This window comes from Rhodanobacter sp. Root480, from assembly GCF_001426645.1.
Classification (GTDB): Bacteria; Pseudomonadota; Gammaproteobacteria; order Xanthomonadales; family Rhodanobacteraceae; genus Rhodanobacter; species Rhodanobacter ginsenosidimutans.
This window is the reverse complement of sequence record NZ_LMEX01000001.1, coordinates 675,474-700,357: the sequence shown is the minus strand read 5'-3', so window position 1 is coordinate 700,357 and position 24,884 is coordinate 675,474. Positions and strand designations below refer to the sequence as shown.

Below are 24,884 nucleotides of genomic sequence, written 5' to 3'. Positions count from 1 at the left end.
GACCGCAACCCGCCGATGGCCCTGCCCGCGCGTCGGGCAGCAGAAGCCCTCGCCGGATATGCCTTTCGTGCTGACTGCCCGACGTGGTGCAGCACGCCAGCACGCAAGGATCCCCGATGGGCTTTACTGCATGGTCTGCGTTGATTGGCGGCTTGCTGTTGCTGATGTCCCTGGCTTCTGGCTGGATCCGTCGTTTGCCAGTGACGTCATTCAGCCTTTACCTGCTGGCGGGCGTTATCACCGGGCCATGGGTGCTTGATCTGCTGGACGTGGATTTCGCCGGCCATGCGGTGCTCACGGCACAGCTGACCGAAGTTGCGCTGGTGGTGTCACTCTTTCTGGCGGGTTTGAAGTTGCGGGTGGGCTTCAAGGGTGCCATGTGGCGCACGGCGGCGCGGCTGGCATTGCCGGCCATGGTGCTGACGGTTCTTGGCGTATGCGTGATGGCGCATTGCATGTTCGCCGTGCCGTGGCCGCTGGCGCTTCTGCTGGGCGCCATCGCCGCGCCTACGGATCCCGTGCTCGCCAGCATGGTGGCCGTGGACGACGCCCGCGACAGGGACGCCATGCGCCTGGCGTTGTCCGGCGAAGCGGGATTGAACGACGGCACCGCACTACCCTTCCTGATGCTGGCACTACTGTTGCTGGACGGTCCGCATTCCACAACGGATCTCGGCTCGTGGGCTTGGCGCGATTTCGGCTGGCCGCTGCTGGGTGGATTGGGCGTCGGTTTCGCGCTGGGCTGGGCCATCGGCTTGCTCGGCGTGCGTTTGAAGTCCACCAGCCGGGACACCAGCCCCAGCGATTTTCTGGCGTTGGGGTTGATGGCGCTGGCCTACGCCGCCGCCCAGGCGTTGTCTGCGTCCAGCTTCCTGGCGGCCTTCGCAGCGGGGCTGGGATTGCGCCACGCCGAAATACGCGTGGTCGCGCAACATCCGCATCCACGCTTCGATCGCGACCGGGCGCCACGCGACCACCCACCTGCCGAGATGCTCATCAACCCCAACCGGGTGGGGCCGGACGAGATCAGCGAGCCGGCCACGTCTGCCGGCATGGTGATGTCGGATGCACTCTCCTTCGGCGCGACCCTGGAGCGCCTGATGGCCGCAGGGCTGGTCGTCTTGCTTGGCACCGCTTTCGCCCGCTATTGGCATGCGCAAGGCGCGGTGTTGGCGCTGGTCCTGTTTGTCGGCGTGCGACCGCTGTCCGTTTACCTGGCCACCATCGGCAGCGGTCTGCCGCGGACACGTCGGTTGTTGATTGGCTGGCTTGGCGTGCGCGGTATTGGCAGCCTGAACTACCTGGCATTCGCACTCGCCCACGGAATCGAGGGCAAAGCCGCCGCCCTGGTGGCGGATTTCGCCATCACGATCGTCGTGCTCAGCATCATCGTCCATGGCATCTCCACACCACCGTTATTGGCATGGCGCCAACGGCGTATCGCCCGTGCGGCGTCGGGGACGAACGCCTGAGCCGCGATCGGCAGATGTAGCCGCCTGCTCGACGAAAAGGTCACGCGTTGTTACTGCCCGATGGGTTCTGCTCGCATGACGCCAACGGGTTACGCCGCACCAGCGCGCCGGCCTGCGGGCAGTCGGTGAACACGCAATCTGGCCGACGCCCTGCCCCGCCCCAAAGGCCATGGGAATACCGCAGGCTCACCGGCACCACCATGACCATGACAAGGACACCTCGATGAACGCAAACGCCAACCACCAATGCGCCCACCCGGCTTGCCATTGCAGCGTCCCGCTCGGTGAGGCTTATTGCAGTGAACACTGCCGCAAGCGGGTCGAATCACCGGTGTCGGATCAGCCTGACGGCTGTCATTGCGGACACCCTGCCTGCGAGCTGCCCGGCGGTGCGGACATGGTCGCCCCGACGTAGCATCCGCATCCCAGTCCAGCCGGTGAGTTGAGCGGATGCACGACGGTGGTGGCACCACCATCCGTTTGACAACCCGTGACGCGGCCACTCAAGTGTCGACACTGCCCCGCCACGGGTATCCATCAGCCGCGGCTGGGAATCTTCAGGCCGCGCTGCACCGCGGGGCGTTCCAGCGCCCGATTGAGCCAGCGCCCCACGCTGGCAAACGCGTCGTAACCGACCAGCTCGCGCGCCTCGTAGAAGGTGATCAGGTTGTTGACCCAGCCCACGGTGGCGATGTCGGCAATGCTGTAATCGTCGCCCATGATCCAGTCACGGCCGTCCAGACGTCCATTCAGCACACCGAGCAGGCGCTTGGACTCATCCACGTAACGCTGCAGCGGGCGCTTGTCGGCGTACTCCTTGCCGGCAAACTTGTTGAAGAAACCCACCTGGCCGAACATCGGGCCGATCGACGCCATCTGGAAGAACACCCACTGGATCGTGTGCCAGCGCTGGGCCGGGTCGGTGGAAATGAACTTGCCCGTCTTGTCGGCCAGATACATCAGGATGGCGCCGGACTCGAACAATGCCAGTGGCTCGCCGCGCGGGCCATCGGGGTCGATGATCGCGGGAATCTTGCCGTTGGGGTTCAGCGAAAGAAACTCCGGCGTGTGGCTTTCGTTGCGGGTGATGTCGACCAGGTGCGGCTCGTATGGCAGGCCTGTCTCCTCCAGCATGATCGACGCCTTTACGCCATTGGGCGTGTTCAGCGAATACAACTGGATCCGATCGGGATGTTGCGCCGGCCAGCGGCTGGCGATCGGGAAACGTGAGGGGTCTGACATGGTTGCTCCTGAGTGACAGCCCGCGAGTATCCGCACCGCGAGCATGAAGATCGGATGATCCTAACGCCAACATGCAGCCAGGCGAAGCGCGGTCCGCGCAAGCCTCGCTTCGCCGTGCAAATCCGTTGCGGAACGTGTGCCTTACGGGCGGGTTCGCGCCGTCGGCGGCTGGGTGTTATCCATGCCTGCGGTGGTCGCCGGCGGTGGATAGGTCGGGGCTGACGATGCGGTTGCCGGCGGCATCGGCGCCGGCGCGGGAGCCGCCGGTGTGGTCGGTGGATAAGCCGTAGTCGCGGTGCTGGGCACCGTGTCGGAGTTGTTCGCGGTGTCGTCGTGCTTGCCGCACGCCGACAGCGCCACCGTGGACGCAACGACCAACCCTGCAACGATCAATATTTTCATGGGAGTTCCTCGGTGCAAGAAGGTGCGAGCGCGGCAATCACGATAGTCACAGCTCACGTTCCACGGCAAAACCATGACACCGCGCCCGCGCCGCAGAACCTAATCCGCCCCTTGTTGCGCTCGCGACTGCACGACATGAAGACGCCTTCACGCGTTCAATACACGGGTATCCACCGATTACAACGCCGTTCGCCTCAACCGCAACGCGTTGCTCACCACCGATACCGAACTCAAGCTCATGGCCAGCGCCGCGAACATCGGTGACAACACGATACCGAACCATGGATACAGCACGCCCGCCGCCACGGGCACGCCGACGGCGTTGTAGATGAAGGCGAAAAACAGGTTCTGGTGGATATTGCGCACAGTGGCCTGCGACAGCGCCCGGGCCCGCACGATCGCACTCAGTTCGCCCTTCACCAGCGTGACGCCGGCACTCTCCATCGCCACGTCGGTGCCGCTACCCATGGCGATGCCGATGTCGGCCGCCGCCAGCGCGGGCGCGTCGTTGATGCCGTCACCAGCCATCGCCACGCGGCGACCCTCGGCACGCAATGCGTTCACCACTTCCGCCTTGCGGGCCGGCGAAACCTCGGCATGAACCTCATCGATACCCAGCTCGCGCGCCACCTTCTGCGCGGTGGTGGCGCTGTCACCGGTCAGCATGACCAGATGCAAGCCGGCGGCGTGCAACGCGTTGATTGCCGCTGGCGTGTCGGGCTTGATGCGATCGGCCACCGCCAGCAAGGCGGTGAGCTCGCCTTCGATGGCCAGAAACATCACGGTGGCGCCGACGGCACGCAGTGTCTCGGCGCGAACCATCGCACGTTCGTCCACCGTGATGCGCAACTCGCTCATGAGTTTTGCGTTGCCGAGCGCAGCGGCATGACCGACCGCCGACAAGTCGGCCCCGGCGACCACGGCACTGACGCCACGGCCGGTCAGCGAGCGGAAATCCGTGACCTTGAGCGCCGGCGCGTTCTCGCCGTCTGCCGCCGCCACGATCGCCCGCGCCAGCGGATGTTCGCTGGGACGCTCCAGCGCCGCTGCCATCGCCAACAGTTGTTCGCGCGACCGCCCCGCCAGACTCACCAGTTCGGTCAGCACGGGCTTGCCCAGGGTCAGTGTGCCGGTCTTGTCCACCACCAGCGTGTCGATATCGCGCAGGGTCTCGATGGCGCCGGCGTCCTTGAACAGTACGCCGTGCTGCGCACCGCGGCCGCTGGCCACCATGATCGAAATCGGCGTGGCCAGCCCCAGCGCGCAAGGGCACGCGATGATCAGCACGGACACTGCCGCGATCAGCGCGTGCGTCAACGCCGGCGCGGGCCCGAAGGCTGCCCAGGCGACAAACGCCAGCACCGCGACCGCCACCACCGCCGGTACGAACCACGCCGCCACGCGATCCGCCACGCGCTGCAACGGCGCCTTGCTGCGCTGCGCCTGCGCCACCAGCGTCACGATTTGTGCCAGCATGGTTTCGCTGCCGATCCGCTGCGCGCGCATCGTGAGCCCACCGTCCTGGTTGACAGTGCCGCCGACCAGCGGATCGCCCGCTGCCTTGACCACCGGCATCGGCTCGCCGGTGAGCATGGATTCGTCGACGTGGCTTTCGCCTTCCAGCACCACGCCGTCCACCGGCACTTTCTCGCCAGGACGCACGCGCAGCATGTCGCCCACCTTGAGCGCGTCCAGCGGCACGTCGCTTTCGCCGCCGTCGCTGGCAATCCGTCGCGCGCTTTTCGGCGCCAATCCCAGCAAGGCCTTCAACGCTGCCCCCGTACGCCGCCGTGCACGCAGCTCCAGGAAATCGCCCAGGGTCACCAGGGTGACGATTACCGCCGCGGATTCGAAATACACCGCCACCCGGCCGTGCGCGTCGCGGAAACCGGCCGGAAACAGACCGGGCCACAGAAACGCCACCGCGCTGTAGATCCACGCCACGCCGGTACCCAGTGCGATCAGCGTGTACATGTTCGGCTGCCACGGCTTCAGCGAATGCCACCCGCGCCGGAAGAACGGCGCCCCGCCCCACAGCACCACCACCGTCGCCAGCACGGCCTCGACCCAAGCCGCGATGCCACCCCACGGCGACGGCAGGTGCCAGCCGAACAGATGCGGCCCCATCGCCACGACAAACACGGGCAAGGTCAGCGCCAGCAGCGTCCAGAACCGCCGCGCCATGCCGTCCAGTTCGCCCGCGTCGTCTTCGTCCAGGCTCGGCATCATCGGCTCCAGCGCCATGCCGCACTTGGGGCATTCACCCGGGCCGACCTGCTGCACTTCCGGATGCATCGGACAGGTGTAGATCGTGCCCGCGGGCGCCGCCACGGGAGCCACTTTCTCTTCCAGATACGCCGACGGATCGGCCACGAACTTCTCGCGGCAACGGGCTGCGCAGAAGTAGTAAGTGTGGCCCTCGTGCTCGGCGTGGTGTTTGGCCGTCGCCGGGTCGACGGTCATGCCGCAGACCGGATCCTTCTCCGCAGCAGCCGCTGCGCCACCACAACACGACGCACTCATGCCTTCACCTCGTCATCGGCCAACGCACGCAGGATCGGGCAATCCTCCGGTTTGCCATGGCCCGGGCACGAGGCCACCAGTTGCGCCAGGCCGTCGCGCACGCGCTGCAGCTCCACAATGCGTTGCTCGATCGCAGCCAACCGCTGCTGCGCCCGCCGCTTCACCGCTTTCACGCCCCGCTGGCGATCCGCCGACAACGCCAGCAGCTCGCGGATTTCCTCCAGCGTAAAACCCAGATCCTTGGCCCGCCGGATAAAGCGCAACTGCGCGATCGCGCCCTCGTCGTAACTGCGATACCCGGACGCCCTCCGCTGCGGCTCAGGCAACAGCCCTTCGCGCTCGTAATAACGGATCGTGTCGATCGCCACACCGACGCGCTTGGCGACGGCACCGATGGTCAGGGAAGCGGGTTGGATGTTCATGCCCACAGTCTAGACCATTGATCAAGGTCTAGGGTCAAGTGCACAGGAGTGTCCCTTCGACTCGGGCCCGCGCTCAGAGGGAACGGCTGGGGCCGCTGTGCGAGCGGCGGTGAGGCAGGGGTGACGAGGCTGTGACGCGGGCGAGTCCATGGGGGCTCGGCTGCCGTAGGCAGACAGATGAAAGCGCTTGCTCCAAGGCTGCATTCGAGCGCAAAAGCGTCGCGACTGAAGTCGCTCCTACAGACGTCAATGCATCAAGGCTGAAAAGGCATCGCGACTGAAGTCGCTCCCGCAGATGTTTCCGGAGACGGGGGGCAAGAGCATCGCGCACCGGGTGCGCTCCTACAGCGGGTTGTACGTGCTCAGCGACCGAAGATGATTTCCTGGCCTTCGTGTTCGCGATCCCATCCGCGCAGTTCGTCGCGGATGTGGGCGACGCGCTGGCGGCCGAGTGCGTTGCGTTCCTCGTCCAGCACCTGACCATCGAGCAGTTCGGCCAGTCGTTGTGCGGTGGGCAGCATGGCGTCCCACGCGTCGAGTGCGGAGAGCGGCGCCGGCAGGGTCATGAAGAAGCTCACGCCCAGGGTGCGCAGGTTGTCGAGTCGGGCCAGGTCGAAATTGCCCGGCTTCAGCATGTTGGCGACGCTGAAGATCGGCCCCAGCTCGCGCTTGCCGTCCACCAGACGGTGATAGATGCCCATGTCGCCGTATTCGAGGCCGGCCTTTTCGGCGGCAACCACCAGGTCGGAGCCGTTGAAATGACCGCCGTCGCGGGCCACCACGAACAGCGTCACGATGCGCTCCACCGGGAACTGGGCCGGGCGCTTGCCCAACTCGGAGCGCGGTGGCGGTGCAGCGGCGGCTGGCGGCGGCACGGGTACACTGGCAACCGGTGCTGCGGGTGCGGGTGTGATGGAAGCTTCGACGACCGGCTCTGCTGCCGCGGCTTCGTCACGCGGGCTGGGTGCGCGCAGCACATCGACGATGGATGCCACGTGGTCGGCCAGTTTCGGCTGCGGTTTCGACACCGGCGGGGCGGAGTTGCGTTCGCCGGACAACGTGGCGCCCAGCCGTTCGAGCTCCTCGCGCAGGCCGATATCGAGTTCGCCCTGCTGCGCGCCCGAACCGCGCGGGCCGGAGATGTTGAACGCGGGATCGAAGGCGGCATCGTCGGCCAGGCTGGGCTCGCGCCGTTCGCCGGGATTCGGATGGCTGGACGCACGGCGCGCGCCGGGCTCCTTCTTCGGCTGGCCGAACAGCCAGATCAGCGCCAGCACGATCAGGCCCACGATCAGCATGGGAATGCCGACGGCGGGATTCCAGGCAAAGGCGAGCACGGGTTGCAGCGTCATCATGATGTGTCCTCAGGCGGCCCCCGCCAGTTTAGCTGCTTCCGCCAGATCGACCTGCACCAGGCGCGAAACGCCCGGCTCGCGCATGGTCACACCGCACAACTGCGATGCCGCTTCCATGGTGGCCTTGTTGTGGCTGATGAAGATGAACTGCACCTTCTCGCTCATCTCGCGCACCATCGAGGAGAAGCGGCCCACGTTGGCCTCGTCCAGCGGCGCGTCCACCTCGTCGAGCAGGCAGAACGGCGCGGGGTTCAGGCCGAAGATGGAGAACACCAGCGCCACCGCGGTGAGCGCCTTCTCGCCGCCGGAGAGCAGCGAGATGTTGGACGGCCGTTTGCCCGGCGGGCGCGCCATGATCGACACGCCGGTGTTGAGCAGGTCGTCGCCGGTAAGTTCCAGGTACGCGTGACCGCCGCCGAACAGGCGCGGGAACAGCTCCTGCACGCCGGCATTGACCTTGTCGAAGGTTTCCTTGAAGCGCTGGCGGGTTTCGCGGTCGATCTTCTTGATCGCGCCCTCCAGCGTCTCCATCGCGCTGACCAGGTCGGCCAGCTGGTTGTCGAGGTAGGTCTTGCGCTCGCTCTGCTCGGCATGTTCCTGGATCGCGGCCAGGTTGACCGGCTCCAGCCGGGCGATCTTGTGGCCGATATCGGTGAGCTGCGCGCGCCACTGGTTGGCGTCGATATCCTCGGCCAGTTCGGCCAGCAGGGTTTCCAGCTCCAGGCCGGACTCGGCGATCGCCTGCGCCAGTTGTTCGGCGCGCAAGTGCAGCGCCTGCGCGGCGAGGCGCTTCTCGGACAGGCTTTCACGCAACGCGGCCAGGCCTTGTTCGGCCAGGTGGCGTTGCTGCTCCAGTTGGCGGAACGCGATGTCGCATTCCTCCAGCGCGCGGCGGGCTTCCACCAATTGCTTGTCCACCAGCAGGCGCTGGTCGAGATAGGTCTGGCGCTCGGCCTCGAGTTCGGCGATCGGGTCGGAGCCGGCCGCCAGTTGCTCGTTGATCTGGTCGCGGCGCGATTCGATCTGGCGCAGTTGCGCATCCATGCGGCTCAGCGACTGATCCAGCGAGGCCAGCGATGAGCGCTTGGATTCCAGTGACAGTGCCAGCGAGTGCGACTGGTCGGCCGCTTCGCGCGCGTTCATGCGAGCTTCCTCGCGTGCTTCGAGCAGCGCCCGGCGTTCGTTTTCCAGTTCGCGCCGCTGGTCTTCCATGTCGCCCATCAGGCCGACCGATTCGTCCAGCCGGGCGCGGGCGTCGCGGGTCTGGGTTTGCAGCTCTTCAATCTGCGCGGCCAGGTCGTTCAGTTCGCCGCTGACCTTGTCGGCGCGGGCGCGGGCGGCTTCCAGCTTGCCGCGGTGGCTCTGCAGCTGGCCGGCCAATTCGGACTGGCGACGGTGCGCGTTGTACAGCTCGCGCTGGGCGTCGTCGCGGGCGCGCTCGGCTTCGAACTTGCGCGTGCGCAGGTCATCGAGCTGGCCAGCGGCTTCTTCCAGCTGGCCTTCCAGCAGCGCGATCTGCTCGGTGAGCAGGCGCAGGTCGCGCTCGCGCGCCAGCACGCCCACCTGGTTGCCCTGCGCGCGGCGCACGCGCGCCCATTGCGGCGCCAGCCAATCGCCGTCGCGGGTGATGATGGACTGCTGCGGTGCCAGCGCGCCCACACGGTTGCGCGCTTCGTCCAGGGTTTCGGCCGTCTGTACGTTGGACAGCAATTGCAGGGCCGCGGCGGGGCCGCGCACGCGGGCCGCCAGCGTGCCATTGGCGCCCTGCCCGCCGTCGACGGCATTGAGCAGCGCCAGGTCGGCTTCGCCCAGGCTGTCGAATTCGGAGACCAGGCCCAGCGGATCATCCACCAGCACGCCGTCCAGCAAGCCGGCCAGCACGGTTTCGACGGCCGATTCCCAGCCGTTGTCCACCTGCAACGCGGCGCCCAGGCGGCGCGCCTTGTCCAGACCCAGCCGCGCCAGCCAGCCGCTGGCCGCACTTTCCTCCTGGCCCAACGCGGCATTCTGCAGCGCTTCCAGCGAGGCGTGACGACCGCGGGCGGATTGCAGTTGCTGGCGCGCCTCGTTCAGGGCGGACTGCAGCTGGCGCTCTTCCTCCTGCACCTTTTCGTGGCTGGTCTTGTGCTGGTCGAGCAGGCTGCCCAGCGTTTCCACGCGTTCGCGCTGGGTGTCGTGCTCGGTATGCAACTGCTCGCCGGCGGCGTCCAGTGCGGCCACGTCGGTGGCTTTCTGTTCGGTTTCCAGCGCCTCGCGACGGCGCGACAGGTCGACCGCCTGGCGGTCCAGGTAATTGAGTTTGGTGCGCTCCACTTCGGCGGCGCGGTTGGATTCGCCGGCGCTGCGCGTATGGCTGTCCCAACGCTGCTGCCAGTCGCCCAGTTTCGCCTCGGTGCTGCGCTGGGCTTCGGCGGTTTCGTCCTGCATCTGCTGCAGGGCTTCGAGTTTTGGTTCGCCCTCGGCCAGCGCCATGCGCAGGGTTTCGATCTGTTCGCGGTCGGTGGCGATGTGGGCCGCCAGTTCGGCGTGTTCGCGCTCGGCCTCGCCCTGGGCGCGCTGCAGGCGCTCGGCGGTTTCGCGATTGTGGTGCACCTGCTGCTCGACGCGGGCGATCTCGGCGCCGACCTTGTAGACGTCGGCCTGCACGGCGTTCAGATGCTCACTGGCATCGGTGTGACGCTCGCGCACGGTTTCCAGTTGCGCCTCGATCTCGCGCTGGCCGGCCAGCTGTTTCTCGATCTCGATCTCGGCGGCGGACAGGCCCGCGCCTTCGCCCTCGTGCTGGCTTTTCAGGCCGCGGTATTCCAGCGCGCGCAGCTCGGCTTCCTTGCGCGTCTGCTCTTCCTTCAGCGCCTTCCAGCGCTCGGCGGCACGGGCCTGGCGGTTCAGGTGTTCGAGCTGCTTGTCCACCTCGTCGCGTACGTCACGCACGCGGTCGAGGTTTTCGCGGGTGGCCTTGATGCGGCTTTCGGTTTCCTTGCGGCGCTCCTTGTATTTGGAGATGCCGGCCGCCTCCTCCAGATGCGTGCGCAGCTCTTCCGGGTGCGCCTCGATGATCTGGCTGATCATGCCCTGCTCGATGATCGAGTAGCTACGGGGGCCCAAGCCCGTACCCAGGAACAGGTCGGTGATGTCGCGCCGGCGGCAGCGTGAGCCGTTGAGGTAATAGGAGGATTGGCCGTCGCGGGTGACCTGACGCTTCACCGAGATCTCGGCGTACTGGCCGTATTCGCCCTGGATGGTGCCGTCGGCGTTGTCGAAGATCAGCTCGACCGTGGCCTGCCCCACCGGCTTGCGCGAGTTGGAGCCGGAGAAGATCACGTCGGTCAGCGAATCGCCGCGCAGGCGGCTGGCCGCGCTTTCGCCCATCACCCAGCGGATCGCGTCGATGATGTTGGATTTGCCGCAGCCGTTGGGGCCGACCACGCCGATCATGTTGCTGGGCAGGTGCAGGGTGGTCGGGTCCACGAAGGACTTGAAACCGGCGAGTTTGATGGTGCTCAGGCGCATGCGGTCATCGGTGGATCATCGGGTGGTGCCCATGCAGCGGGCGACAGGGCACTGTGCCAAACGGTGGCCGTGGCCGCAATGCATTCCGGCGTGCCAAACAGCTTCAAGTATAGCTTCTATGTATTTGTTTATTCTGTGTTTGCATCGATCGACAGCGCATGAATGCCGTTGTCCATCAACCCTTCAAGCGCCGCATAGATCATCCGGTGACGCTTCAGCGGCAGTTGGCCGGCAAACGCGGCACTGACGATCCGCACATGGAAATGCCCCTTGCCCTCGCCCGCGTGGCCGGCGTGCTTGTGGCCTTCGTCGATGATTTCCAGCGCCGTCGGTGCAAAGGCCGCTTCCAGCCGCGCGCGGATCTGCGCCATGACCGGCGACCCGTTCATGCTGCCGGCAGCGCCTTGAGGAACGGCTTGACCGAGGTTTCGCGATAGACACCGGCAGCGATGTACGGATCGGCGCCCGCCCATTCCTGCGCCTGCGCCAGCGAGGCGAACTCGGCCACGATCAGGCTGCCACTGAAACCGGCCGGGCCCGGCTCGGGCGAATCTATGGCGGGAAACGGGCCGGCCAGCAGCAAGCGGCCTTCGTCCTGCAACTGCTTCAACCGGGCGATATGGGCCGGGCGCGCAGACTTGCGTCCCGCCAGTGATTCGGGATTGTCAGTGCCGACGATGGCGTACCACATGGCGAACTCCATTTGAGGTTGATGAGGTCGAGGCCGCTCCGCGTAGGAGCCCACCCTGTGGGCGATCGCTTTTCGTCACGCTTGAATTAAAAGCATCGCCCACAGGGTGGGCTCCTACACACGCGCGATGTCAGGCCTCGGGGCGCATATAGGGGAACAGCAGCACGTCGCGGATCGAGGCCGAATCGGTCAGCAGCATCACCAGCCGATCGATGCCGATGCCCAGGCCACCGGTGGGCGGCAGGCCGACTTCCAGCGCGCGGATGTAGTCGGCATCGAAGTGCATGGCTTCGTCGTCGCCGGCGTCCTTGGCGTCGACCTGGGCCTGGAAGCGGGCGGCCTGGTCTTCCGGGTCGTTCAACTCGGAAAAACCATTCGCCAGCTCCTTGCCGTTGACGAACAGCTCGAAGCGGTCAGTGATGCCCTTGTCGGTGTCGCTCTCACGCGCCAGCGGTGACACCTCGACCGGGTGGTCGGTGATGAAGGTGGGCTGGATCAGGGTGTGCTCGACGGTCTTCTCGAAGATTTCCAGCAGCAGTTTGCCCCAGCCGTAACCGGGCTTGACCTGCACGCCGACGCGCTTCGCGTGCGCGGCCATCGCCTCGCGGTCGCGCAGCTCCTCGCGCTTGATCCCGGGGTTGAGTTCCAGCACCGCGTCTTCCATGCGCCAGCGGCGGAAGGCTGGGCCGACGTCGATGTCGGCGCCGTCCCAGGTCAGTGCGGTGGTGCCCAGCACGCTCTGCGCGATGTCGCGGATCAGGCCTTCGGTGAGGTCCATGATCTCGTGATACGTGGCGTAGGCCTGGTACAGCTCCAGCATGGTGAACTCGGGGTTGTGCCGGGTCGACACGCCCTCGTTGCGGAAGTTGCGGTTGATCTCGTAAACGCGATCGAAGCCGCCGACGACGAGGCGCTTCAGGTAAAGCTCCGGCGCCACGCGCAGGTACAGCTCCAGATCCAGCGCGTTGTGATGCGTGGTGAACGGCCGCGCGGTGGCGCCGCCGGGGATCATGTGCATCATCGGCGTTTCCACTTCCATGAAGCGGCGCGTGGGCGCTTCCAGCCACTGGCGCATGCTGCCGATGATCTTCGAGCGCAGGATGAAGGTGCGGCGCGCTTCCTCGGTGACGATCAGGTCGACGTAGCGCTGGCGGTAGCGCTGCTCCACGTCGGCCAGGCCGTGGAACTTGTCCGGCAGCGGACGCAGGCTCTTGGTCAGCAGGCGCAGCTGATCCACCCGCACGGAAAGCTCGCCGGTCTTGGTGCGCATCAGCAGGCCTTCGGCGCCCACGATATCGCCCACGTCCCAACCCTTGAACGCTTCGTAGGCCTCGCCCAGCGTGCCCTGATGCACGAACAACTGGATGCGGCCGGTCTGGTCCTGCATCTGCACGAAGCTGACCTTGCCCTGCCCGCGCTTGAGCAGGATGCGTCCGGCCACCTTCACCCGTCGCGCGAGGGCGTCGATCGCTTCGGCCGTATGGACGTCCTTGTCGGCGTATTCGGCCTGCAGGTCGCCGGCAAAGCTGTCCACCCGGAAATCGTTGGGGAACGCGATGCCCTGCGCGCGCAACGCCTTCAATTTTTCGCGACGCTCGGCGATAAGCCTGTTTTCGTCAGGCTTGTTTTCATCGGGCTTGCTGTCGTCGGTGATCGGGGTGTCGGTCGATGCGCTCATGGAAACTCTGTTGCTCCGGGCAGCCGCCGCGATGGGCGCGTGGCTGGTTGTCGATGACTGTTGTCGGATGACGGCTCGCGCGCGTCAGTCGCCCTTGCTGAAAACCTTTTTGACCGCATGCGTGGTGGCGTTCCAGCCGTCGCGCGCACCGTGCCCCACGGCCACGCCCGCGTCTTTGGCGCCATGGCCGATGCCCACGCCAGCGTCCTTCGCACCGTGGCCGATTTTCTTGCCCACGCGGGCGCTGGCGTGACCCACGTCGCGGGCGCCGTCGGCGATGCCGTGGCCGGCCGATTTCGCGCCCTGCTTGACGCTCTGGCCGAAGCTTTCCTGGCCCGCGTGGGCGGTCATGCCAAACATGGCAAGGCCGGCGCACATCGCCAGCAGGATGCCGTTCTTCTTGCGATTCATGGCTTCACTCCCATTCGGGCAGATACAGGGAACCCGGACGTAGGCACTCAGGCGTCACTGCGCTTGGAGCCGGCTTCGAGGCCCGACTTCAAACTCGCTTCGATGAATTCGTCCAGGTCGCCGTCCAGCACTTTCTGCGTATCGGTGCGTTCGATGCCGGTGCGCAGGTCCTTGATGCGGCTCTGGTCCAGCACGTAGTTGCGGATCTGGCTGCCCCAGCCGATGTCCGACTTGGTCGCTTCCAGCGCATCCTTCTCGACATTGCGCTTCTGCACTTCCAGTTCGTACAGCTTCGCGGCCAGCATCTTCATCGCGGTATCGCGGTTGGCGTGCTGGCTGCGGCCGGTCTGGCAGGCGACCACGGTATTGGTGGGGATGTGCGTGATGCGCACGGCCGATTCGGTCTTGTTGACGTGCTGGCCGCCCGCGCCGGAGGAGCGATAGACGTCCGTTCGCAGGTCGGCCGGGTTGATGTCGATGTCGATGTCGTCATCGACTTCGGGCGACACGAACACCGAGGTGAAACTGGTATGGCGGCGGTTGTCCGAATCGAACGGCGACTTGCGCACCAGGCGGTGCACGCCGATCTCGGTCTTCAGCCAGCCGTAGGCGTAGTCGCCCTCGACGCGGAAGGTGGCGGACTTCACGCCAGCCACGTCGCCGCCGGAGACTTCCATCAGCTCGGTTTTCCAGCCGCGGTTTTCGCACCAGCGCAGGTACATGCGCAGCAGCATCTCGGCCCAGTCCTGCGCCTCGGTGCCGCCGGCGCCGGCCTGGATATCGACGAACGCATTCATCGCATCCATCTTGCCGGAGAACATGCGCTGGAATTCCAGCTTGCCGACCTGGCTCTCGAGCCGCGTCAGGTCGGTGATGACCGATTGCGCCGTCTCGTCGTCCTCGTCGGCGATGGCCATTTCCAGCAATTCACCAGCGTCGGTGAGCCCGGCGGTGAGCGTGTCGATGCCGTCGACGATGGTGTGCAGGCGGGCGCGCTCGCGGCCCAGTTCCTGCGCGCGGGCCGGGTCGTCCCACACGGTGGGGCTTTCCAGCTCGCGGGTTACTTCTTCCAGACGTTCGCTTTTTGTAGCGTAGTCAAAGATACCCCCTAAGCGACTCGACCCGGTCCCGAAGGTCCGCGATCTGCGCATGGATGGGATTGGTCTCGATCATCGTGAAATCTTGGTGGGAGGCAAGCACGCAAGAATACCAGAGGAGGCACCGCCCTCGCCGCCCTACGCACTACACTGGCCGCGCTTATCTCCGAATGGAGTCCGCCATGCCGATCGACCGCCGGGCGTTTCTGAAACTGGGTGGACTGACCCTGGCCGGCGCCGCGCCCGGCCTGCTCCACGCCGGCGACGCGCTGACAATGCAACCAGCTGAACCACTTCGCCCCGCCGACCACTCGCTGCGCATCGGCCGCGGCCTGGTGGAACTGGCGCCGGACCACATCGTTTCCACCCGCACCTACAACGGCCAGTTTCCCGGGCCGCTGTTGCGGCTGAAGCAAGGTCGGCCGGTGGTGGTGGACGTCCACAACGACACCGACACGCCCGAGCAACTGCACTGGCACGGGCAATTCCTGCCCGCCGCGGTGGATGGCGCGGCCGAAGAAGGCACGCCGTACATTCCGGCCCACGGCATGCGCCGGATTGCCTTCGTACCCGGCCCGGCGGGGCTGCGCTTCTATCACACGCATGTGCGCGCCGGCGCCGATCTCGACCAGGGCCAGTACAGCGGCCTGGTCGGCCCCGTATACATCGAGCCGCCGCACGAGTCCGGCGCCTGGGACCGCGAGGTGTTCATGACGCTGAAGGAGTTCGATCCGTTCTTCAGCAAGGGCGGCGACATGGCGATGGATTTCCTGCAGCCCGACAAGCGCGACCCGATCTTGCAGCAGCGCGGCGAAACAGCGATGAAGGCGTCGCTGGCCGATGGCGCCGCGCACGGGTATGAGGTGGGCTACCAGTCGTTCTCGATCAACGGCCGCATGCTCGGCCATGGCGAGCCGATCCGCGTACGCGCCGGCGAGCGCGTGTTGCTGCACATCATCAACGGCAGCGCCACCGAGATCCGCAGCCTCGCCCTGCCCGGTCACGCGTTCACGGTGGTGGCGCTGGATGGCAACCCGGTGCCGCACCCGGCCACGGTGCCGGTGTTGTGGCTGGGCACCGCCGAACGCATTTCGGCCATCGTCGAGATGACGCATCCGGGCGTGTGGATACTCGGCGACCTCGCCGATGACGATCGCAACCGCGGCATGGGCATCGTGGTCGAGTACGCCGGCCACGGCGGCAAGCCGCAATGGATCAAGCCGCCGCCGTTCCGGTGGGACTACCGCCGCTTCGCCTCGCCGGATGCGCCACCACCAGCCACTCCCGACGAGACCATCGAGCTGACATTCGCCAAGCGCAACGCGGCGCTCCATGGTTTCAACCAGTGGACCATCAACGGCCAGCCGTTCGACATGCGCGCGATGCAGCCGGGGTTCCGCCTGCAGTACGGCAAGCGCTATCGGCTGCGCATGCACAACGCCAGCGACGACATCCACCCGATGCACCTGCACCGGCACAGCTTCGAGATCACCCGCATCGCCGGCCAGCCCGTCGCGGGCGTGGTCAAGGACGTGGTGATGCTGGGTGGCTACCAGAGCATGGATGTCGATTTCACCGCCGACCAGCCCGGGTTGTCGTTGTTCCACTGTCACATGCAATTACACATGGACTTCGGCTTCATGGCGCTGTTCGACTGCGCATGAGCGATGCATCCGCGCCGGCCGGCTCTGCCCGGGAAGTGCTGAGTGCGTTTCTCAGGCTGGGCATGACTTCGTTCGGCGGACCGATCGCCCATCTGGGCTATTTCCATCGCGAATTTGTCGAACGGCGACGCTGGCTGGACGACGAGCATTTCGGCCAGATGCTGGCGTTGTGCCAGTTCCTGCCGGGGCCGGCGAGCAGCCAGCTGGGCTTTTCCATCGGCCTGCTGCGAGCCGGTGGCTGGGGCGGCGTTGCCGCCTTTGTCGGCTTCACGCTGCCATCGGCCCTGTTGATGTTTGCCTTCGCCGCGCTGAGCGCGCATTGGTCCGGCGCGCCGGGCCAGGCGGCGATCCACGGCTTGAAACTGGTCGCCGTGGCGGTGGTCGCCCAGGGCTTGCTCGGCATGGCGCGCCGGCTCACGCCAGACTTGCCGCGCCTGCTGCTCGCCGTGTTCGCCTCCTTGCTGGTCACAGTCAGCGGCAACGCATGGATGCAATTGATCGTGATCGCGCTGGGCGCCCTGCTGGGCCCGTGGCTGTGCCGCTCGGTGACGGCGCATCCGGGTCAGCCGCTGACGCTGCGGCATGGACGGCGCAGCGGCATCATGCTGCTGGCCGTGTTCGCCACGCTGCTGCTTCTGTCGCTGTTGCCGTGGGCCGATGCACCGGCGTGGGCCCGGATCACCGCCGGTTTCTATCGCACAGGTGCGCTGGTCTTCGGCGGCGGCCACGTGGTGCTGCCCCTGCTGAAACAGACCGTGGTCGATCCCGGCTGGCTCGATGGCAACAGCTTCCTCGCCGGCTACGGTGCCGCCCAGGCGGTACCCGGCCCGATGTTCAGCCTGGCGGCGTTTCTGGGCGAGCGCATCGGCATCGGGCACAGCGGCGCACTGGGCGCCGCCATCTGTCTGCTGGCGATCTTCCTGCCGGGGTTGCTGCTGGTTTCAGCGGCATTGCCGTTCTGGCGGGCACTGGCCGCGCGCAACGATGCGGCGCGCGTGCTGGCCGGCGTCAACGCCGCCGTGGTCGGCCTGCTGGCCGCCGCGCTGTACAACCCGGTGTGGACCGGTGCCGTACAGCGCCCGCGGGACGCCATCGTCGCGTTGAGTGCCTTCGCCCTGTTCGCCTGGGCCCGCTGGCCGGCACTCGCCATCGTGGGATGGTGCGTGACGGCCTCGCTGCTTGCGGCGCTGCTCTGACGACTCAGGCCAGCGCTTTTTCGTGCACGCCCTTCACCGCACGACCGGACGGGTCGGCGGCCGCGGCGAAGGACGGATCCCAGGCGATGGCCGCCGGCGACGAGCAGGCGATCGACTTGCCGCCCGGCACGGTGGCCGCGCAAGCCTCACTGGGATAGTGCTGCTCAAAGATGCGGCGGTAGAAATACGCTTCCTTGGTGGCCGGCGTGTTGAACGGGTAGCGCGCGGCCGCGGCGGCGAATTCGCGATCGCTGACGGACTGCTCGGCGTGGTCCTTCAGGCCGTCGATCCAGCCGTAGCCCACGCCGTCGCTGAACTGCTCTTTCTGCCGCCACAGGATTTCCTTCGGCAGCGCACCGTCGAACGCCTCGCGCAATACGTGCTTCTCGATCTTGCCGTTGCCGGCCATCTTGTGCTTCGCGTCCAGGCCCATCGCGGTGTCGAGGAATTCCAGGTCCAGGAACGGCACGCGCGCTTCCACGCCCCAGGCCATCATCGACTTGTTGGCGCGCAGGCAGTCGTAGCTGTGCAAAGTGTCGAGCTTGCGCACGGTTTCCTCGTGGAACGCCTCGGCCGACGGTGCCTTGTGGAAGTACAGGTAGCCGCCGAAGATCTCGTCCGAGCCCTCGCCCGACAGCACCATCTTCACGCCCATCGCCTTGATCCGGCGCGCCAGCAGGAACATCGGCGTGGCGGCACGGATGGTGGTGACGTCGTAGGTTTCGATGTGGCGGATCACCTCGGGAATCGCATCCAGGCCTTCGGCGAAGGTGTAGACGAAGCCGTGGTGCACGGTGCCCAGCGCGTCGGCGGCGATCTGCGCGGCAGCCAGGTCGGGCGAGCCTTCCAGGCCGATGGCGAACGAATGCAGCCGCGGCCACCAGGCCTCGCTGCGGTCGTTGTCCTCGATCCGCTCACGGGCGAAGCGCGCGGCGCAGGCGGCGACCAGCGACGAATCCAGGCCACCGGACAGCAGTACGCCGTAGGGTACGTCGGTCATCAGCTGGCGGTGCACCGCCTGCTCGAACGCCTCGCGCAAGGCTGCCGGGGTCAGGTCGTGGCCGCGGGTGTTGGCGTACTCGCGCCAGTCCTTCTTGTAGTACTGACGCAGTTCGCCGACGGCGCTGTCGTAAACGTGGCCGGGCGGGAACGGCGCCACGTCGGCGCACAGCGTGGCCAATGCCTTCATCTCCGACGCCACGCACAAACGACCCTGCGCATCGTGACCCCAGTACAGCGGGCACACACCGATGGGATCGCGCGCGATCACGTAGCGCTTCGCCGCGCCATCCCACAGCGCGAACGCGAAGATGCCGTTGAGCTTGTTGACGAAATCGCCGGCGGCATCGGTGGCAGCCTGCTCGCGGTACAACGCGTTGATCACTTCGCAGTCGGAGCCGGTGGTGAAGTCGTAGCTGCTGGCGGCGCGCAATTCGCGGTGGTTGTAGATCTCGCCGTTGACCGCCAGCGCCAGCTCGCCGTCGCGCGAACGCAGCGGCTGGGCGCCGCTGGTCGGGTCGACGATGGCCAGCCGTTCGTGCACCAGGATCGCGCCTTCATCGACGAACACGCCGCTCCAGTCCGGACCGCGGTGGCGCTGGCGCTGCGACAGCTCCAGTGCCTGGCGGCGCAACGCACCCAGGTCGTCGCCCGGCTGCAGATCAAACATCCCGAAAATCGAACACATGCCACTACCCCTTTCTCGTCAATGTGGTTGATGGTGTCGCCGGTTGCCCGGCAAGATTCTGTCGCACCCAAAAACAAAAAGGCCCGCACTGGGCGGGCCTTTTCGCGTATGGGATGAAACTTCAGCTACGCGCCGGCCCGCCAATGGTTGGCGTTATTATTCGCGCGATTATTATTGCGACCGACCAGCACACCAGGACGCGCCAGAGCGGCGGCGTCGATGAAAAAACTGGCGGGCTGAAAATGCATGCTGGTCAATAGAACAGATTGGACGTCCATACGCAAGTGCCGCGTTGCAACATCAAGGCAGTAATTCGGCGATCCAGCGTTTGGCCGTCTCCAGGTCAGCCAGCGAAAACAGGCGGAACTCGCCGGGCATCATGAAACCCATGGCGTTGGCGGTGGCGCGCAGCCAGGTCACATCGGTCACCAGGGCCACTCGCTCCCAGCCGCTGAAATGGCGCGCACCCATCTTCACGTCGTCCCACATGGCGCCGGGATCGAATCCGGTGAAGTCCTCGTCGATCACGTACAGCAAGCGCAATTTGCGGTTGAGCGCGAACGCCGCCTCCACGTCGGGCACGACCACGCGCTCGTAGTCGTCGGCGGTGACCCGGCCGTGGGCGCGAAAACCCAGCGTGCCGGCGGGCAATCCTTCCATCTGCTTGATCATGGCGTTCTCCGGGCATGGGACGCCGCAAGCGTGAAACACCGCCTGTGAAGAGCGGGCAATGGCTGGCGTGGAGATTCAGGCCGGCTCGATATGCCGCAACAGCAGCCGCGGCGATTCCCGCCCCTGCCAGTCGTTGATGGTCAGCTCGTAGGCGGCGCGCAGCGAGGTCGGCGGCGGATGACCGTGGTAGGCGTTGAACATCACCGCGTCGTGTTGGGCGCCGTCGCGCGGGTCGCGCAATTGCAGGCGCAGGTGGCGCTCGCCCATCACCTTCCAGCTGATGCAGTCGAAGACATCGTCGAACAACGGCTCGGGGAAAGCCTGGCCCCAGGGGCCGGCGTGGCGCAACTGCCGCGCCAGCGCCAGCGAGGCCGCGCCGGGCGGCAAGCCACCGTCGGTGAGAAGCACGGCCTGCAGGCGTTCTGCGTCAATCAACTCCTGCGCGACCGCGTCGAAGGCCGCCGCGAAACGCGGGTAATCGCAGGTTTTCAGGCTCAACCCGGCGGCCATCGCGTGACCGCCGAAGCGCTCTATCAGGCCGGGGTGGCGCGCGTCGATCACGGCCAGCGCGTCGCGGATATGGAAACCGGCGATCGAGCGGGCCGAGCCGCGCAGGTCGTCGGTGTTGTCCTCGCTGGCAGGCGCGAACGCGATCACCGGCCGATGCAGGCGATCCTTCAACTTGGACGCCACCAGCCCCACCACGCCGGCATGCCAGGACGGCTCGTACAAGGCCACGCCGATCGCGTCGGTGTGCGCCATGTTGGCGGCCATCACTTCTGCCTCGGCCACCATCGACGCCTGCAGGTCGCGCCGTTCCTGGTTGATCGCGCTGAGTTCTTCGGCATGGCGGCGCGCCTGCCCCACGTTGTCGGTGAGCAGGCATTCGACGCCCAGTCGCATGTCTTCCAGGCGACCAGCAGCATTCAGCCGAGGGCCGACGGCAAAGCCCAGATCGCTGGCGCACAGCGTCGCCAGGCTGCGCTTGCCCGACTCGACCAGTGCCGTGATACCGGCGCAGGCCTGGCCGCTGCGGATGCGCTGCAAGCCGGCGGCCACCAGCACGCGGTTGTTGAAATCCAGCGGCACCAGATCCGCCACCGTACCCAGCGCCACCAGGTCCAGCAGACTGGAAAGGTCGGGACGCGCGGGCGAGCCGGCCGGAAACAGCCGCGCGCGCAACGCCAGCAACAGGTAGAACATCACCCCCACGCCCGCCAGCGCCTTGCTGGGAAAGCCGTCGCCGGCCAGGTTGGGGTTCACCATCGCGTCGCAATCGGGCAGTTGTTCGCCGGGCAGATGGTGGTCAGTGACGATGACGCGGATGCCGCGCGCTTTCGCCGCCGCCACGCCCGCCACGCTAGCCACGCCGTTGTCCACGGTGACGATGAGTTGCGGCGTGGGTTGCAGCGAGGCCACCAGCGCCGGGCTCAACCCGTAGCCATGGATGAAGCGGTTGGGCACGGCATAGCCGAGATGCCGCGCGCCCAGCAGTCGCAACCCGCGCATCGCCACGGCGGTACCGGTGGCGCCGTCGCAGTCGTAGTCGCCGGCGATCAGGATGCTCCAGTCGCCTTCGATCGCCTGTACCAGCAAGTCGACCGCCTGCTCCATGCCGCCCAGCATCTGCGGCGACAGCAGCCGGGCCAGCCGGTGCTCCACCTGCTCGGGGCCGAACACGCCGCGGGCGGCGTAGATCCGCTGCAACACCGGGTGCACCGAATCGGGCCAGCCGCTGACTTCGCCCAGACTGGCGCGGCGACGCAATTGCAGCGGGCTCGAGGCCACTGCGCTCAAGCGCCCGCTCCACGCCAGAAACGCCAGCGGTGCCAAGGTTTGCGCTGCCAGCGCTCGCCGCTGGCGAAGTGCAGCATCACCGGCTGACGCGCCAACAACGATTGCAGCGCGGGCCACCATTGGGTGGCGATGTCGCCGGCCGGCAGATCCTGCAAGTCGATCAGCCAGCCCTTGCCCGCCGCCGCCACCGTCTCGGCCGTGCGCGATTGATGCGCGGTTCCGGCGCGTGCCGCCAGCGCGTTGAGCACCACATCGTCACTGACCACGCCAGCCCATTCGCTGCGCAACGGACCCGGCAACACGCCGCCACCCCACAGCCACAGGCTGTTGACCGGCGACAGCCCCTGGGCCCGCCGCTGCGCATTCAAGGGATGCTGGTGCAGCAGGATCTGCACCTCATTGAGCAGCATGCGCCAGCGCTTGCCTTGCGGACCTTGCGGCAGGTGTTGCGCCAGATCCTCGCCCATCGCCTGCTCCGGCGCGGCGAACGTGGGCAACGGGCTGTCCTTGGCCAGGCGCAGGTGCCAGCGGTCGGGCGCGGTGATTTCCAACAGCATGCCGGCGTCGCCGAACACGGGTTTCAGGGGCGCGGCCAGCGCTTGCGCGTCGGCCATGCTCAGTTCCATCTGGCCGCATGCCAGCAGGCGCACGCCGTTGATGTCCGGCTGCACCCAGGCGGGGTCGGCCGACAACCAGCCATGCCCCGCCGCATCACCGCTGAGGTAATCACGCGTCAACGCCGCCGCCGGCAACGGCGAGCCCGCGCCGGGGAAATGATCGCCAAGCCCGTCGAGATACCCGATGGAACCGTCTGCCAGCCGATCGGCGCGAACCAGCAACTGGCGTAGCGGATGATCCGGCGCGAAGCGCGGCAGTGCGGGCAACCACAGGTGCAGCGGACGTTCGGGCTTCGCACTCACGACTTCATCACTCCTACGCTTCCAATCGTTCCACCAGTTCCAGCCACTCGGTTTCCAGCGCTTCTTTCTCGCGGCGCAGCTCGGTCTGGCGCTGGCCCAGCCGCATCAATTCCTGGGTGGGGCCGTTGTAGGTTGCCGGGTCGGCCAACTGGTTTTCCAGCGCGGCCAGCTCGGTGTCGATACTGGCGGTGCGGGTTTCGATGCGCTTTACCCGCTGGCGTGAGGTTTTCTCGTCCTCGCGCTGGGCGGCCGCTTGGCGGCGACGTTCATCGGGCGACACCTCCGGCGTTTTTGGCACCGGCTTGACGGTGGCGCTGGCCTTGGCGGCCTTCTTGTTGGCGGTGCCCCGGGTGCGCAGCCACTTGGCGTAATCGTCCAGATCGCCGTCGAAGCTTTCCACGCTGCCATCGGCCACGCGCCAGAAGCTGTCGCAGACCAGACCCAGCAGGTGACGGTCGTGCGATACCAGCACCAGCGCACCGTCGAAATCGGCCAGCGCGTCAGCCAGCGCCTCGCGCATGTCCAGGTCGAGATGGTTGGTGGGCTCATCCAGCAGCAGCAGGTTCGGCTTGTCCCACGCGATCAGCGCCAACGCCAGGCGCGCCCGCTCGCCGCCGGAGAAACCGTCGACGGATTCGAAGGCGCGGTCGCCGGCAAAATTCCAGGTGCCCAGGAAATCGCGCATCACCTGCGTGGCCACGCCCGGCGCCTTGTCCTGCAGGTGATCGAGCGGGCTCGATCCCTCGCGCAGGCTTTCCACCGTGTGCTGGGCGAAGTAGCCGATCTTCAGGTCCTTGTGCGCCTTGCGCTCGCCGCTGAACGGCTCCAGCTCGCCCACCAGGGTTTTCACCAGGGTGGATTTACCGGCGCCGTTCGGACCCAGGAGACCGATTCGCTCACCGGCTTCAATGGAAAAGCGCACGTCGCCCAGCACGATATGGGTAACTTCGCCGTTGCCCTCGCGGCTGGAGGGATCGACCGCGTAGCCTGCGGTGACGTCTTCCAGTTGCAGCATGGAATCGGGCAGCCGCCCGGGTGCGGGGAACTGGAAGCTGAAAGGCCGCTCGGCGCGCACCGCTTCGGTGCCAGCCAGTTTCTCCAGCCGCTTCATGCGCGACTGTGCCTGCTTGGCCTTGCTGGCCTTGGCCTTGAAGCGGTCGACGAAGGACTGCAGGTGCGCGCGCTCGGCCTGCTCGCGCTCGTGCGAGATCTGCTGCTGGCGCAACTGCTCGGCACGCAGGCGTTCGAACGCGCTGTAGTTGCCGGTGTACAGCTTCGCGCCACCGCCATCGAGGTGCATTGTGTGGGTGATCACGCCGTCGAGGAATTCGCGATCGTGCGAGATGATCAGCAAGGTGCCCTGGTAACGGCGCAGCCATTCCTCCAGCCACAGCACGGCGTCGAGATCGAGATGGTTGGTGGGTTCGTCCAGCAGCAGCAGGTCGGACGGGCACATCAGCGCGCGCGCCAGGTTCAAGCGGCCGCGCCAGCCGCCGGAGAACTCCTTCACCGCGCGCTCGTGCGTCTCGGGCGAAAAGCCCAGCCCGTGCATCAATTTGCCGGCGCGGGCGCGGCCGTCGTAGCCGTGCAATTCCTCGATGCGGTGATGGGCGGCTGCCATCGCCTCCATGTCGCCGCGCTCGCCGGCATCCGCCTCGGCGGCCAGCGCCGCGGCCAGTTCCTCGTCGCCGCCCAGCACATAATCGATGGCGGCATCGGGCAGCGCGGGGGTTTCCTGGTCCACCGAGGCCAGCCGCACCTTGGCCGGCATGTCGAGTTCACCCGCATCGCTTTCCAGCTTGCCCTGCAAGGCAGCGAACAGGCTGGACTTGCCGCAGCCGTTGCGGCCGATCACGCCCAGCCGCCAGCCGGCCTGGATCACCAGGTCGATATCGGAAAGCAGCAGGCGACTGCCACGGCGCAGCGCGAAGTGTCGAAAAGCAATCATGGAATGAGCAGGTATCCGGAAGCAGGCGTGCGGTCGCCACAGCCGTCCATGATAGCCGCCCGGCCATGCCACCGCCGATTCGGGCGACGATCACGCAGGTGAATGCCGATCACGTCGCACCCGGCGCCGCTGGACATGGCGTAGCATCGGCAGTTCTGATAAAACGACGCCGCATACAGCTTGTATGGAGAGGGGAA

Annotated in this window: 19 protein-coding genes; 3 read left to right on the top strand and 16 right to left on the bottom strand. The window is 66.6% G+C overall.

Annotated elements, in window-relative coordinates; genetic code table 11:
- The first annotated feature begins 116 nt into the window (after positions 1–116).
- The gene (locus tag ASD22_RS03380) at positions 117–1,472 is read left to right on the top strand and encodes a cation:proton antiporter (protein WP_056078882.1); all 1,356 of its coding nucleotides are present in this window, start codon (positions 117–119) and stop codon (positions 1,470–1,472) included.
- Positions 1,473–2,009: 537 nt separating this feature from the next.
- Here ASD22_RS03380 and ASD22_RS03375 read toward each other — a convergent pair.
- The 11 genes from ASD22_RS03375 to prfB all read right to left on the bottom strand — a co-directional run bounded on the left by ASD22_RS03375 (position 2,010) and on the right by prfB (position 14,879).
- Positions 2,010–2,714, bottom strand: coding sequence for a glutathione S-transferase N-terminal domain-containing protein (locus ASD22_RS03375; RefSeq protein ID WP_056078881.1), 705 nt, complete (start codon positions 2,712–2,714; stop codon positions 2,010–2,012).
- A 141-nt stretch (positions 2,715–2,855) separates the two neighbouring features.
- Positions 2,856–3,116: a hypothetical protein gene (locus ASD22_RS16585; RefSeq protein ID WP_156458930.1), complete on the bottom strand. Its 261-nt coding sequence runs from the start codon at positions 3,114–3,116 to the stop codon at positions 2,856–2,858.
- A 177-nt stretch (positions 3,117–3,293) separates the two neighbouring features.
- Complete coding sequence (locus ASD22_RS03370; protein WP_056078878.1) at positions 3,294–5,639, bottom strand: heavy metal translocating P-type ATPase; 2,346 nt, start codon at positions 5,637–5,639, stop codon at positions 3,294–3,296.
- On the bottom strand, positions 5,636–6,061 hold the full coding sequence (locus tag ASD22_RS03365) for a MerR family transcriptional regulator (protein WP_056078875.1): 426 nt from the start codon (positions 6,059–6,061) through the stop codon (positions 5,636–5,638). The genes ASD22_RS03370 and ASD22_RS03365 overlap by 4 nt, the downstream gene beginning before the upstream one ends.
- A 362-nt stretch (positions 6,062–6,423) precedes the next feature.
- A complete protein-coding gene (gene zipA, locus ASD22_RS03360) occupies positions 6,424–7,413 on the bottom strand; it encodes a cell division protein ZipA (protein WP_056078872.1) in 990 nt (329 codons plus the stop codon).
- 12 nt (positions 7,414–7,425) lie between these two features.
- On the bottom strand, positions 7,426–10,926 hold the full coding sequence (gene smc, locus ASD22_RS03355) for a chromosome segregation protein SMC (RefSeq protein ID WP_056078869.1): 3,501 nt from the start codon (positions 10,924–10,926) through the stop codon (positions 7,426–7,428).
- Between the two features lie 128 nt (positions 10,927–11,054).
- On the bottom strand, positions 11,055–11,315 hold the full coding sequence (locus tag ASD22_RS03350) for a BolA family protein (protein WP_056078866.1): 261 nt from the start codon (positions 11,313–11,315) through the stop codon (positions 11,055–11,057).
- A complete protein-coding gene (locus ASD22_RS03345) occupies positions 11,312–11,617 on the bottom strand; it encodes a YciI family protein (protein WP_007080751.1) in 306 nt (101 codons plus the stop codon). Before ASD22_RS03345 ends, ASD22_RS03350 begins: the two co-directional genes overlap by 4 nt.
- A gap of 130 nt (positions 11,618–11,747) precedes the next feature.
- Positions 11,748–13,295, bottom strand: coding sequence for a lysine--tRNA ligase (gene lysS, locus ASD22_RS03340; RefSeq protein WP_156458929.1), 1,548 nt, complete (start codon positions 13,293–13,295; stop codon positions 11,748–11,750).
- A gap of 84 nt (positions 13,296–13,379) precedes the next feature.
- Entirely contained in the window at positions 13,380–13,706 is a 327-nt protein-coding gene (locus tag ASD22_RS03335; RefSeq protein WP_056078863.1) for a hypothetical protein, read from the bottom strand.
- Positions 13,707–13,753: 47 nt separating this feature from the next.
- Positions 13,754–14,879, bottom strand: a protein-coding gene (gene prfB / locus ASD22_RS03330; RefSeq protein ID WP_156458928.1) for a peptide chain release factor 2 whose coding sequence is annotated in 2 segments (ribosomal slippage) — positions 13,754–14,803 and positions 14,805–14,879 — 1,125 coding nt in all. Because the reading frame shifts where the segments join, the coding sequence is not laid out codon by codon here.
- A gap of 106 nt (positions 14,880–14,985) precedes the next feature.
- Between prfB and ASD22_RS03325 the strand changes: the two genes are divergently transcribed.
- Positions 14,986–16,467 (top strand): multicopper oxidase domain-containing protein, encoded by a 1,482-nt coding sequence (locus tag ASD22_RS03325; RefSeq protein ID WP_056080879.1) that lies wholly within the window; start codon positions 14,986–14,988, stop codon positions 16,465–16,467.
- A complete protein-coding gene (gene chrA, locus ASD22_RS03320) occupies positions 16,464–17,663 on the top strand; it encodes a chromate efflux transporter (RefSeq protein WP_056078860.1) in 1,200 nt (399 codons plus the stop codon). The genes ASD22_RS03325 and chrA overlap by 4 nt, the downstream gene beginning before the upstream one ends.
- A 4-nt stretch (positions 17,664–17,667) precedes the next feature.
- Here chrA and asnB read toward each other — a convergent pair whose 3' ends face one another.
- The 5 genes from asnB to ASD22_RS03295 all read right to left on the bottom strand — a co-directional run bounded on the left by asnB (position 17,668) and on the right by ASD22_RS03295 (position 24,687).
- Positions 17,668–19,350 carry an asparagine synthase B gene (gene asnB / locus ASD22_RS03315; protein WP_056078857.1) on the bottom strand — a complete coding sequence of 561 codons (1,683 nt, stop codon included), beginning with the start codon at positions 19,348–19,350 and terminating at the stop codon, positions 17,668–17,670.
- A gap of 300 nt (positions 19,351–19,650) precedes the next feature.
- Positions 19,651–20,022, bottom strand: coding sequence for an STAS/SEC14 domain-containing protein (locus ASD22_RS03310; protein WP_056078855.1), 372 nt, complete (start codon positions 20,020–20,022; stop codon positions 19,651–19,653).
- Positions 20,023–20,097: 75 nt separating this feature from the next.
- On the bottom strand, positions 20,098–21,819 hold the full coding sequence (gene recJ / locus ASD22_RS03305; protein ID WP_056080875.1) for a single-stranded-DNA-specific exonuclease RecJ: 1,722 nt from the start codon (positions 21,817–21,819) through the stop codon (positions 20,098–20,100).
- A complete protein-coding gene (locus ASD22_RS03300) occupies positions 21,816–22,739 on the bottom strand; it encodes a hypothetical protein (RefSeq protein ID WP_056078852.1) in 924 nt (307 codons plus the stop codon). Before ASD22_RS03300 ends, recJ begins: the two co-directional genes overlap by 4 nt.
- A gap of 13 nt (positions 22,740–22,752) precedes the next feature.
- Positions 22,753–24,687: an ATP-binding cassette domain-containing protein gene (locus ASD22_RS03295; protein WP_056078851.1), complete on the bottom strand. Its 1,935-nt coding sequence runs from the start codon at positions 24,685–24,687 to the stop codon at positions 22,753–22,755.
- Positions 24,688–24,884 lie beyond the last annotated feature (197 nt).